Genomic DNA, 12,387 nt, shown 5'->3' on the forward strand with positions numbered 1-12,387 from the left:
AATTAACCGGTGTTACGGTCTGACTGTATTTGCTCATCGCCCTCCGGCTCTATCAGGCGACGCACCATCTGATCATATGATTTTTGCCGAAGCTGCATAGCCAACATTACCGAGCAAAACAGAAGAAATATAAAACCAGTAATAGATGTGGCATCATCCCCAAAGCCAAGCATGGCCAAGGATACAACTCCTAAAATGCCAAATAAACCGATACTTAACCTTAGAAACCAGTGGTCTATAAATCTAAATATTCTATTTCTACCCAAATTAGAATAACAAAATTCACCTTCTTCATATGAAACCAGCCCTGGAGTCTTTTTTAGGGCATAGATGATTTTGGAGCATTGTTCGTGACGAATAAGTTCAACGATATCCCCATAACTCATTCTCAACCCATGGATTAAGCGAAATAATTCGGTTGCAGAGTGGACATTTTCTCTTGCAACAGCTTCTTCAAATTTTTCCAAAAGTTCAGCTCTAATTTTTCTAGACTGCCCAATATTGAAAAACACTAGAGCTATCGTTCCGAGCGACGATACCAGCCCAAAAGCCAGCTTTGATATAACTTCAAAATCCATTCTTATCCTTAAGAGTATTAGTAAGGTAGCTAGTTACCCAACATTTCGCACACAGATTATGACGAAATAAATTTCTGTATCCGGATGCTAGAAGATTTATGCTTATGTAGGGCATTACAGATACAACCGGAAACACATGCTATATAAAATTATAAACCGACACCACTTTCGACTAAAGATAAAAATGCCTGAAGCACTATGGCATAACAAGAAATTGCGATTTGTCATGAAAGCATCGTGGAAAATGTTGCCCCCTCACTTTAATCGAAATATTTTTACTTTATATCAAGGTAGAATGAAATTTATAGATTTTTATCAGCATCGTGGTGCATATTTAGACAATCTCTTCGTCAAAGGGTGTTCAGAATATTAAAAATTACTCCATCTACGGCTTGAGTGTCAGCAGGAAACAAACGGCTACCCTTAAAGCTCAGAACCGGCGAAAGCTAAAACTGGAACATATGTCTCACTTGCAGCACTGGAAATTAAAGGCAATCAAGTAAAAGAGCAATTCTGGACACCCATAAAATAGAGTAAACTCAAGAGCTTGCAGAAACCCCCTAAGCTCTGAAAGAAAGGTACTGGCTTTTCCCTATTCTGAGTCCCCGCGCCCTACCCCACTCTTCCACCAAGTATCACTTACCAAGCTTCCCCACAAAGGAATGCCCACTCACAGCTTGAGTATCGCTAGGAAACAAACATGTTGATCCTAAAGCGCCGAACAGGCGAGAACCTCAGAATTGGAACGAATGTCTCGATTACAGTGTTAGAAGTGAAGGGAAATCAAGTAAAGATAGGCATCCGCGCCCCCAAATCCCTCCCCGTCCATCGGGAAGAGATCTATGTGCGCATTAAAGAAGAACACAAAGTAGGCAATTGAGGGTGTTGAGGGAAGGCTCACCAAGGAGGGAGGCTCCAGACGATCCTCTTTCCTTTAGTTAACAAATCTAGCTCTTTGCTGAGCCGTAACCTAATAGTTAAGGCCTGAGTTTTGCTAATGCTTGCTCGGACAAGCAACATTGAGGGCAATACATCAGCACAATAACTTGTTAGAGCTAAAGTGGTTCCCTACTGAAATTGGTAATTTGTTGACCAAAAACTTCTATTGCTTGATTTTCTAAACGTTCCTTGAGGCCAATAACTTCTAGATAGTCATTCCCAGCATCTGCCACTTCATCCTCATCTTCAGATGTTTCACAAATAGACTTTAAACGCTCAGCCTCATGAGTTATTGCTTCAAGTATTATCCGGGCTTCCCAATCACATAGTGATGAGTTCATTTCTTTTATATGTGTCATAACGCAATCTGCTTTTTGAATACCTTCTGACATTTCAATGCCAGTTTTGAAAGTAGCCCCTTGAATTCATCGAGGGGCATATTTGCTATTGGAGCGATACTATAATGCCCGGGCCTATCATTAAGTAATTTTAGGCCCGGTGGAACTGGTGTCCCTTTAGAGATCTTCCATACCCAGCCCGACATCGGTGTTGATTCAATCCTGCTCTTTGTTGATAGTGATATGCCTTTCCCATTTGCAATCACTATCAAGATTCCATTAATTTCGGTTGTATCAACATCCTTCGGTCGACGGATATGATCTAACCTTGGGCTAGTGGAATTTCCCAGCCTAAATAAATCTTCTGGGGCCATAAATAGATCTTCGACATTCATTCCATTCTCCTTGTCGATAGCTTACCTTGCTAGGGCGTCTCGTTATTGAAATACCCTATGGATCAACAGAAATCACGCATCCGGCTACTGGTAATTCTGGACACCCACTAAATAGCAAGTATAAACCGCCAAAGCTATTGACTGAAGAGGAGGGTCAGACAAAATAATAGGAGTTAGCTACTTAAAATGGCATAGACACTATGGAGATAAAGTACATTTATCAGCTTGGATCGACTCCCCAAGTTCTGGGAGCCTAGCACCCGACTTTTCCTATTCTGCGCCCACACCGCCCCCGCGTCCCACCCCACTCTACCTACAGGCATCACTTACCAAGCCTCCCCACAAAGGAAGGCCCACCCACAGTTTGAGTATCGCTAGGAAAAAACATGCTGATCCTAAAGCGCCGAACAGGCGAGAACCTAAGAATTGGAACAAATGTCTCGATTACAGTACTGGAGGTGAAGGGAAATCAAGTAAAGATAGGCATCCACGCCCTCAGGTGAGAGATCTATGTCTACATCTAAAGCGAACGAAAATTAGGCTATAGGGGTTGTCCAGGTCAGGCTTCCTAAGGAAGAAGGCCCTACCCCTCTCTGTAGAAGTTAAACTTTATTTGGCAACGAGATACATATCTCCACGCCCTGCTCCAGCCTTTTCTTGAGTAAACTGTACAAAATGTACATAAAGTAAGTTGTTCCAAAAAGGCCCGAAGAGCCGTAGCATACTACTTGTGCTTGTTAGGCACCGGGCTCACCAGAAAGAAGGAAGTACGCTGTGTAGGCTAATCCAGCTACTAACAACCAAAATGAAATACTGACAATCACCACCAGAAACCCAGTTGGTTCTCTCCCTTTCTTTGTGAAAGGTTTACAAATGAGATTGCCAGGGAAATGGAACATGACCTCGACAATGATTGTAAATATAGTCTCAACAATAAATCGACCGAGAAATCTAAATACACCGCCTATTACTTCTTCCACTAATTCTCTCTCCGAACTCAGGATTTTTGACGCCTAAAGCACTTACAGCAAAATCAAATCGAAGCAACGGTTTTTACACCCTATGCCTTTTCGTTTTAAATGTGAGCTCAATCCGAATCTCCTGAGTCAGAAAATTCGTTGCTACAACTGGATTCTACTAGGGATGAATCACTTCTATTCATAGAAATCACAACAGAATCAATTTCTTTCCTGGCCTCGATTGAGCTAAGACTTACGCCAGATTCTGTACAATATTTATCAAACTGCTTTTTATCTGACCACATGTATATTGCGTACATTTGATACTTAGTCAGTTTGGGATAGTGGTTTTGAACACTATTAGCTACCTCAGAGGCTAAATACTTTCTCCTATTCCCCCAATCATTTGATAATTTACGCCTTAAATCCCTTTTGAAGATCTGTATGGCCTTGCGTTTACTTGACAATTTTAAAAACCACACGATCGGATACCTTTACCGATTAATTCAAAAGCTACATCTGTATATCATGCTTCTCTCTAATTCTAAAGCCCATATATCCTACAACACAAAAAGATACAGTGAGTCAAGAAACCACCTTTAACTGATTAGTATGTCAAATAAATATATAGAGCAACCTTTTATATTTTTGTACTTTCTTTGCTCTGTATATTTTTAGAAATGCTTTATAAGTCAATGAGGTTACTCACAAGTAACGAACCGGCAAAAACCTAAAAATTGTTACGAATTCCTCACTCACAGTGTTGAAGTAAATGGAAAATAAGTAAAGATATGCCTCCCACCCATAACCCCTTGTCATCTATCGAGTAGACATCTACGTGCGCATCAAACATGAACAAAAAGCAGGACTAGAGAGCCCTGCTGTAGTATCTATTTGATAGATGGTACATAACTGTAAGAGTTTCTATCTCTTGGGCAAAGTATGGGCTACCTCATTCATTGCTTTAAAGGTTGAACCATGCAGAAAACTATTACGATTATTGGCGCCACAGGCCATTTAGGTCGTCAGGTAGCACGAAAACTGGATCATAAAGGTGTAAAGGTAACTGCGATCGTGAGGGACGTAATTAGTGCTCGCACTATCCTCCCAGAGAGTATCCAGCTTGTCGGAGCAGATGTCTCGGATAAAGAGAGCCTGGTGTCTGCACTAGTTGGTACCAAAACACTTTATATCACCCTGAATACCACGTCACTCGACCCGACTTTACCCTTTCATGGTGAGCGTGAAGGTGTGATTAATATCGTGGAGGCTGCAAAGGTCAATGGTGTGCAACACATCATGCAAATTGCTGGTATTGATTATCTCCACCCAGAGTTTGCGGACAAGGGACTTGAGTACAAAACCAATGTAATCCGTAAGCCAGGGATAGAGGCCATTAAAAGTTCGGGCATTGATTTCACATTCTTCTTATGTTCATTCTTCCTGGATTCTTTCCCCACATTCATCGAGAACGGCCAATTTTCTATCATCGGCGATCATGTCCACCCTATCTACTACACCAATACAACAGATCTGGCAGAGATGATCGGTAATGCTATCGGGAATGAGATGGCCTACAACCAGAGTTTTTCAGTTCAGGGTACTGAGGGGAAGTCTTTACCAGAGGCGGCCAGAACGTTTGTAGAGGCATATTCTCCGGGAACAGAAATTGCCGTTCACCCTATCGCGGCCATTGCAGAAATGGGACTGCCCGAGGAGCAGGCAGTATTTATGGAACATATGCTGACTTACGTAGAACAGCTAAAGGAGCAACCGGTAAGTCAAAAAACCTGGCAGGTGCTAGGTAAGCCGAAAACGACCATCACAGATTTTGCCCGAGACCTGTCGAGCAATTCATAACGCCTGATCCTTATTCAGTATTGCGTCCTCTGTGCTCAGCCGCTTCATCAAGTCAGTGGCAGCGGGACCCAGTAGACGCTTACTGGACCAGATAATATCTACACCGTGTGACAGCTCTTTCTCCTGCTCAAATACCAGAGGGAGCTGTATCAGTTTTTTCGCCGCTATCCCCTTCGCAACCACGTGTAGTGGCAATACTGCCCAGCCCAAATTGGCGTCGACAAGGTCAAGTGCATCATCGACACGTGACACACTCCACACGTCGGGAGACACCAGCCAGCGAGTTTGGCTGGATATCTCAAACTCCTGCAATAAGATTTGTCGGTATTGTTTCAGGTCTTCCCAGGTTACTTCAGTAAGTTGTGCTATCGGGTGCTCAGCACAGGCGACGCCAGTGAGCTTCAGATGGCCCAGGGCTCTGAAATCACACCCAGTGGGCACTTCATCCAGCTGTGTGATAATCCCGAGTTGGGCCACATCCCGTTCGACCCAGGTCTGTACATCCTGAACACTTCCCGCTCTGAGCGTAATTTGAACATGTGGATATTTGGTCTGAAACTCTTGAAAGAGTCCACCCAGGTTTTTAATCCGCACATGCTGGGCAATAGCTAACGTCAACCGGGCCTCGACATCCAGAGACAACCCCTGTGCGATCGCCATCAAACGCTCGCGTTGCTCGATAAGATTCCGTGCGCGTTCCAGCAGTGACTCACCTGCGTCCGTCAATCGCGGGTATCGTTGACTACGATCAAATAGATTGACTCCCAAGTCAACCTCCAGATTCGATACCAGTGAGCTGATTACCGACTGTGCCTTTCCACATTTACGTGCAGCCGCTGAGAACGAGCCAGCCTGCTCGGTTGCTACAAATGCTTCCAGTTGCTCAATAGAAACTGCCACGCGCCCAACCTATCTGTTTAAGGTATAGTATCTAACTTATCCCACCTAAAATAACTATATATCATTCAGGCATATTTTCTCAACCAGAGTGAGTATGGCTGATGACTAAATCATTGAAGAATCGTTTATTCCATGCGGTTTCCTACGAGTTTTTTCTGCTGCTGACAGGTGGCTTACTGGTGGTGCCAGTGTTTGATCTGGAGGTACACCAATCGCTAGTACTTGCGGCTGGACTATCACTGTTTGCGCTGGTCTGGAATATGGTTTTCAATCACGCTTTTGACTGGTACTTATTGAATATACGTAAAAACCCGGAGAAGACATTTATCGTTAGAGCCATGCATGCGTTATTGTTTGAAGGGGGTATGTTGGTACTGACGTTGCCAGTAATCGCCTGGGGCTTTAATCTGACTATCCTAGAAGCATTTATGCTTGAGATAGTCATGGTGATATATATCGTGATATATACCTATGTATTCAACTATTGGTTCGATAAGCTGCATAGTTCGTTTCAAGTTACTGAACACAAACGTTAAAGGTCTTCTCCACTTTCTATTTTAGATGAAATGCAGGACCAGTTAAGATACACATCGCCGGAATCACCCGATGGGGGCAGAGATACATGCTTTTACTATGTGCTTAGCTCAATACCGATACATCTTAAATTTGTTAGCAGTTCTTTATATTGATCGGACTTGGAAGATAAGTATCGTAACTTACGATGCCTTTTAACTTCCCAATTACCAATGACAGAGTCAATTTTTGTACCGGATGCCGATGGTTCATCATCGAAACCAAACTCAAATCCGCAGCTACATATCTGAAAAGAGCCACTACCATCCTCTAAGTAAGCAGGAGCCCCCAACTCAAGGCTACCACATACAGGATAATGCCAACATCCATTAACTCTTTAACTCTTTAACAAACTTTCTGATATACAACCGTGGACACCCATCAAGAAAAAGTATAATCCGCCAAACCTGTTGGGAAAAGGCTGAACTCTAGAAAGTACAGATTATACAGCCATAATAGTTAGAAGTTTCACGTGCAGGTTGTGGATATCTTGAATGAATTAGGCGGTTTATACTTTTCATTTAGTGAGTGTCCGCAATTCCCGCCTATTCAGTGATACTCCTTCCTATTTCAGACTTGAGTTAATAATTTCTTTTAACTGCTCACTATATGGGTGGACCCATTCATCTCTCGAAAACGCCCTCCACTCCTCATAACCATCAATAAAATCATTGGTTACCACTCTACTTTCATCCATCCTTGTCAGGCTATTTTCAAGACTAGACTCGGTTACAGCAACGGCAAGCCCCCCTGCATACGGGGCACTTAAAATTTTATGATCTATAAAAACATAATAAATATTTTCATTGACTTCCACCTCTCCCAAACTCTTTAAAAAATATCCATATAAAATTTGTACCCGAGAATACTCTTCACCTGGGTTTGTCCTATATTCCCAAACCGTTTTTAGTTGAAATTTTGGTTTTTTTAACTTCACTATACTCTCCTCTGTAGTAGCCTAATACTTCCCCAAAAGCAATTCTGGATACCCACTAAGTAGAATAACTAGAAGAGCAGTAGTGGCCATAGAATAAAATTGGCACTGTAACCATGAAAATAGTTCAAATCCAACTAGTAACGTTAGTTCTCCAACTTAGGGAGGCTATCGCCCACACTTCCCTATTCTGCATCAATACGGCTGTTCTCCACCCTCAAAACATCATTTACCAAACCCCATCACTAAGGAATATCTAGCCACAGCTTGAGTGTGAGTATGAAACAAACAAGTGGACCACAAAGCACCAACCAACGAAAATCCATCATCAGTTGGCTCGAATCACCTGTCGTACTAGAAGTCAGAATCAATCACATAAAGTTAGGCATCTGCGCCCCAAATCCCTCCCCGTCCAAAGGGAAGAGACCTATGCCATGTCAAAATCGACCAAGAATTAGTCAATTGAACGTTAAGGGCAAGTTCCCCAAGAAAGGAGGCCCTACCCCCCTCTGGTGAAATTAAACTTTGTTTGGTAACATCTGTACAAAAACTGCACAACCTTGTCAGTCATGCATTAATGCTTACTCAGGCATTACTTTTGTATAAACCTGGAGCATCGATTGAACTAGGTTTGATGTTAATTCCTTTGATTAATAACCATAGCCCAAATGTCATTTCAAAAAACGCGCCTGGAAGCATGAAGTGTTTCAGTATTTGGGGCGGCTCGAGTAACAAAATATTTGAAAACCCATAAACCACCATCGACATATACGTGAAAGCCCCCCAAAGAACCAACCACTTAGGCACGTAATTTGAAACGTAAAATAAGTACATGAAAATAGTCGCGCCTATGCCCATTATGATTAAAAGAACATCCCACATCGAACCACTCATATTCACAAATATACTCGCTAACGCATGTAGCTGCTCTTCTTGAAATGTATTCGAATATTCCTGGTTTCTTAAAACTACTATAACCGTCAATGTAATAATTGTTGCTACAAAGCCAAGAAGCCCTTCTCCAAACCTGAAAAGCAATGCCAAAAAAGCAACATTTTTGTTGATTGTTTTTGTAACCAAGTACTGCGCCCAAGATGCCCAAATAACAGCGATAAACATAATTATATCTATAATCTGAGCGAACCTGAACCTCACCTCTGTCTCAGCAAAAGCCGCAAAATCATATATTCCATTCTTGACAAGTAATGAATTGAGCATCCCTAAAACGATATAAATTAAGTATGCGGCACCCAATTGCTTCGCATATTAGCTAAGTGATGATTGTGTATTATCCATCAGTAATTATCCTTTGGCTCTCGCATACGACGAAAGACCTAATCTTTATTTCAGGTGCGAAGCAGGCGCCACCTGAATATAGTTGTTAGAGTTCTTGCTGCAGTGTGCCAATACTGCTTAAAAATGACATTAGCAGAGTTGCGGAATCCTTTAATGACTCGGCTACGGCAGCGATCTCTGCCTTCTTTATGGTTTCATTAAAATTAGTATCACCGAGTTCTTTGCGGGCAGAGAACTCGTTACTTGACACAACCGTAAATGGCACTATACCTGACCGAACATCAAGTAAGACTACTTCCACTGAACAGTATGCCTTTGTTTCATTCGGATCAATAAACTTATACTTCTCAAAAGTACGGCAACTTGAACGGTAGGCTAATAGTAAATCAGCTTGGTAGCGCGCAGCAGCTTCTCGAAGATAAGGCACTGTACGTTGCTCTGGAACGAGCATGCTTGGTAAGAATGAAGCATCGTAAACCCTTTCAGACTCTCTCAACTGCCCTACAAAGTCCCTAGCAATAGTTTCATTTAGTTGCGTAAAATCATTAGAGTAATGGCGCCAGTAGCTATCATTAGACAACTTGAGTATTGCAATTCTATTTTGTGCAGGAAGCTTTAACTCATAGTTGAGGATGCGGTCTATGTCTATATCCCCTAGCGATTCACCAGTGGAGCCAAATAGAGGCTCATTATTCGCTTCATTACCCCCAGCCTTATAGTAATCGCTTGGTCGATGAGATGTAGCTACAGTAGCGCAACCTGTAACAAGTATCGCAATTATAACTATCAAGTACTTTGTCATTTTTAATCCTTAGGTGGCAATTATTAACTCTAGGCGGTTAATTCAAGTGAAGCATCTATATATCACGCTTCTCTAGAATTCCAAAGCTAGCCAGTCTGATGAAGTAAAATCTAGAGGAACTAAGATTGCTCTTTAACTAGTACAAACGTTCAGCACTCAATGTAAATTGAGACATTCATAATTCGGAAATTGCCCTAATTTATATTTAATGATGATGCTCCACGTCTTATGGAAAGATCTATTCTATCCAAGAAACAACAGAAGCTGCGCTTAAATTCTGATGGGAAAACCACCTAAGTGACGTCTTTTAGCAGTTCAAATAGGTACTCCCTCTCTATTCCATCACCAAGAATCACTTACTAAGTCACACATTAAGGATAGCTAATAACATGTTCCAATTCATAAAGTTTCACGAGTAATTTCTTTATAACGCAGTTAATGATAACGGCTTACTGTATACGTACTGTACGTGGGGGTTGGAGGCATGGCAATTTATAGCTAAGCCCTATTAGCATCTGCGATTACTTCTTCTCTAATATTTTCAGCGCTACCTATAAAAATAATTTAACTTCCATCAACAACAAACTATATTTTAGAAATATCTTTTTAAGTAAAGCTGCCTTGTTATGGAGCGGCATCCAACAACGCGCAGAATAGTTATCAGATAAAATTTCCAAAGAGAATAAAGCTTGTATATGTTTAATGTATTATTAATTTTTCATTAACAAGGCTTTATGGCTGACGTAAGCAGCAATAAATTTTAAGGATTACTCATGGGATTTACCACGCTTGAGGAATATATTTAAAGCATGCTTTGACTCAAATAGCAGATCACACCACTCTTGAGAGGACTGTTTCGAATCTGGCTGAACTCTCTCCCAGAATTTATTTACAACTAATAAAGATTCAATTTCTTCTCTCACAAATACCTCTTTATCAAATTGAGTTATTGAATTAGCATCAAAACAATCATCCCAGAATTCAAGGTTAGCGATTGCAATATCAAATCTAATTTCATCTGAGAAAAGTTCTAGAACCTCTATGATCCTATTCCTAACTCTTTTCTCTATACAATTCTTCTCTTCAGGTTTCATATTTTAGATATCTTATTCTCGCCTTATGCATAACGTCGCGCTAAACGACAGAAGCTAAGTCGACTTGAAGTCCTTTTTATATTTTAGTACTCATTAAGTATTCTGGGTGACCAGTATGCTCATCTCTTTGTTCTTTTACTACTTTAAATTCTTGAGATAAGTAAAACTGATAGCTAGAAACGTTCTCCTTGTAAACAGAAAGTATCAGCCTATCTCTTTTCGATTTTGCATGGTTAAGGAGCTGTTTGCCTATTCCTCTTCCCTGTAGAGAGGGAGAAACAAATATAGCTGCAAGCATATCGCCACTAAGTGAGTAAAAGCCTACTGCTTTACTTTCCATCTCATAAACATATGTCTCTGATGTAGGAATGTAAACATCTCTCATATCACTTAACTGTGCCTCCCAGAAATCTGAAGGCATGAAATCATGAGCTTGAATAGAAGCTTGCAACCAAATATCCAATATAGTTGGCAGATCGTTACGGTTATATAACCTAATCATTTTGATAAGTTCGCAGTAAATTCGAAAATATGGCTTTTATTTCAACAACAATCTCTATAAGGATAGTCGTATGAGTGATTTTTTATTTAACAATGCTCTTTATACAGCCCTGCCACCTAGTAATTTGTAAAAATGCATAAAAGCCCCTGAGGGACACTTCGCAAAATTGGTGAGTTTGCATTTTGATGAAATTTCACCGCTTTCGAACAGTCGCTTCCCTTCTCCAACAACTACTGGAAACGTCCAAAGCCTAAGCTCATCTACCAAGTTATGCTTTTGAAGTGACTGCACCAACTGCCAACTTCCATGAACTTGTAGTAAAGGCCCTTTCATTCTCTTAATTTTGGTTATCTCGACGACTGCATCCGAACCCTTTAGCTTGAATGAATTATTCCATGTGAGATCATCATTACCTGATGTTACAACATACTTTTTTGCCTGATTAAGCTTGTCTGCAGTTGGATTTTCAGGTTTGGCATTTGAAAAACTTGAGGCAAATAAATTATATGTATTGCGCCCTAATAGCAAATCATAAGGTTCCGCCATTGCTTCCCTTCCGACTTGTTCCATAACTTCATCCCAATAATCCTTGGCCCAGCCTCCATGACTAAAGCCACCTGAAAAATCTTCCTCAGGCACACTCGGTGCTTGCATTACTCCGTCAAGTGTTTGAAATACTAATATGGCTAAGTTTCTCATTGGTTGGTTCTCGCGAAAGAGATGAATAATTTGTGCCGAATAACGCCAATCTCAGCTATATAGGCGCGAATATGCCGGAAGCGAGTATAGCGCTGGATTATAAAACCACTTACAACTTGAAAAAGAAACACGGCAAGCATTTACCATACATGAGTTCAATAGCGACATGAATCACAAACACAAGTAGTAACGCAGCGATAGCCTACCTTATACAGCATAATGAAAGAATATCTATTGGAAGGCAACATGGATTAATCGTATACTTATCGGCCATAGCCGCTTCTATGTAATAGCAACAATTAATACTCCGATAATCATACCTATAAACAAAAACAACAGCACCCAACCTGATATTTTATAAATCCAGTAAACTGAACGAACACGCGAAAGTGTTTCCAGAGTAATGTCGTGCTTAGTCGATCTATATTTAATACATAAATATATTTCTTTCACAGCTTCGGATTGAATTCTCTTGTCTGTATTCTCTGAGTAAGAATAACACGTGAGGGTTAGTATTG

The 12,387-nt window shown here is 41.0% G+C and carries 15 protein-coding genes; 4 read left to right on the plus strand and 11 right to left on the minus strand.

Annotated features, from left to right (window positions below; all coding sequences use genetic code 11):
- Positions 1-2: 2 nt before the first annotated feature.
- A complete protein-coding gene (locus tag QT397_16370) occupies positions 3-578 on the minus strand; it encodes a hypothetical protein (protein ID WNZ54465.1) in 576 nt (191 codons plus the stop codon).
- A gap of 700 nt (positions 579-1,278) precedes the next feature.
- Between QT397_16370 and csrA the strand changes: the two genes are divergently transcribed.
- A complete protein-coding gene (gene csrA, locus QT397_16375) occupies positions 1,279-1,458 on the plus strand; it encodes a carbon storage regulator CsrA (GenBank protein WNZ54466.1) in 180 nt (59 codons plus the stop codon).
- A gap of 175 nt (positions 1,459-1,633) precedes the next feature.
- Here the strand turns inward: csrA and QT397_16380 are convergent, their stop codons facing one another.
- Both QT397_16380 and QT397_16385 read right to left on the minus strand, forming a co-directional pair.
- A complete protein-coding gene (locus QT397_16380; protein WNZ54467.1) occupies positions 1,634-1,876 on the minus strand; it encodes a hypothetical protein in 243 nt (80 codons plus the stop codon).
- On the minus strand, positions 1,873-2,250 hold the full coding sequence (locus tag QT397_16385) for a hypothetical protein (GenBank protein ID WNZ54468.1): 378 nt from the start codon (positions 2,248-2,250) through the stop codon (positions 1,873-1,875). The genes QT397_16380 and QT397_16385 overlap by 4 nt, the downstream gene beginning before the upstream one ends.
- A 386-nt stretch (positions 2,251-2,636) precedes the next feature.
- On the opposite strand from QT397_16385, the gene QT397_16390 reads away from it, so the two are divergent.
- The gene (locus QT397_16390; GenBank protein WNZ54469.1) at positions 2,637-2,753 is read left to right on the plus strand and encodes a carbon storage regulator; all 117 of its coding nucleotides are present in this window, start codon (positions 2,637-2,639) and stop codon (positions 2,751-2,753) included.
- Positions 2,754-2,987: 234 nt separating this feature from the next.
- On the opposite strand, the gene QT397_16395 is transcribed toward QT397_16390, so the two are convergent.
- Complete coding sequence (locus tag QT397_16395) at positions 2,988-3,230, minus strand: hypothetical protein (protein WNZ54470.1); 243 nt, start codon at positions 3,228-3,230, stop codon at positions 2,988-2,990.
- Between the two features lie 957 nt (positions 3,231-4,187).
- Between QT397_16395 and QT397_16400 the strand changes: the two genes are divergently transcribed.
- Positions 4,188-5,069 (plus strand): NAD(P)H-binding protein, encoded by an 882-nt coding sequence (locus QT397_16400; GenBank protein WNZ54471.1) that lies wholly within the window; start codon positions 4,188-4,190, stop codon positions 5,067-5,069.
- Here the strand turns inward: QT397_16400 and QT397_16405 are convergent.
- Positions 5,064-5,969 (minus strand): LysR family transcriptional regulator, encoded by a 906-nt coding sequence (locus QT397_16405; protein ID WNZ54472.1) that lies wholly within the window; start codon positions 5,967-5,969, stop codon positions 5,064-5,066. The two genes, QT397_16400 and QT397_16405, sit on opposite strands and share 6 nt — an antisense overlap.
- Before the next feature lie 101 nt (positions 5,970-6,070).
- Here QT397_16405 and QT397_16410 point away from each other — a divergent pair, with 101 nt between their 5' ends.
- Positions 6,071-6,505 (plus strand): PACE efflux transporter, encoded by a 435-nt coding sequence (locus tag QT397_16410; protein ID WNZ54473.1) that lies wholly within the window; start codon positions 6,071-6,073, stop codon positions 6,503-6,505.
- 602 nt (positions 6,506-7,107) lie between these two features.
- Here the strand turns inward: QT397_16410 and QT397_16415 are convergent.
- The 6 genes from QT397_16415 to QT397_16440 form a co-directional block, all read right to left on the minus strand.
- Positions 7,108-7,479, minus strand: a complete 372-nt coding sequence (locus QT397_16415) for a hypothetical protein (protein WNZ54474.1) — start codon at positions 7,477-7,479, stop codon at positions 7,108-7,110.
- A gap of 582 nt (positions 7,480-8,061) precedes the next feature.
- Positions 8,062-8,730, minus strand: coding sequence for a DUF4386 domain-containing protein (locus QT397_16420; protein WNZ54475.1), 669 nt, complete (start codon positions 8,728-8,730; stop codon positions 8,062-8,064).
- A gap of 127 nt (positions 8,731-8,857) precedes the next feature.
- On the minus strand, positions 8,858-9,574 hold the full coding sequence (locus QT397_16425) for a hypothetical protein (GenBank protein WNZ54476.1): 717 nt from the start codon (positions 9,572-9,574) through the stop codon (positions 8,858-8,860).
- 767 nt (positions 9,575-10,341) lie between these two features.
- Positions 10,342-10,668: a hypothetical protein gene (locus tag QT397_16430; protein WNZ54477.1), complete on the minus strand. Its 327-nt coding sequence runs from the start codon at positions 10,666-10,668 to the stop codon at positions 10,342-10,344.
- Positions 10,669-10,744: 76 nt separating this feature from the next.
- On the minus strand, positions 10,745-11,170 hold the full coding sequence (locus tag QT397_16435) for an N-acetyltransferase (GenBank protein WNZ54478.1): 426 nt from the start codon (positions 11,168-11,170) through the stop codon (positions 10,745-10,747).
- 99 nt (positions 11,171-11,269) lie between these two features.
- Positions 11,270-11,869, minus strand: a complete 600-nt coding sequence (locus tag QT397_16440) for a dihydrofolate reductase family protein (protein WNZ54479.1) — start codon at positions 11,867-11,869, stop codon at positions 11,270-11,272.
- Positions 11,870-12,387 lie beyond the last annotated feature (518 nt).

The organism is Microbulbifer sp. MKSA007 (assembly GCA_032615215.1).
Taxonomy (GTDB): domain Bacteria; phylum Pseudomonadota; class Gammaproteobacteria; order Pseudomonadales; family Cellvibrionaceae; genus Microbulbifer.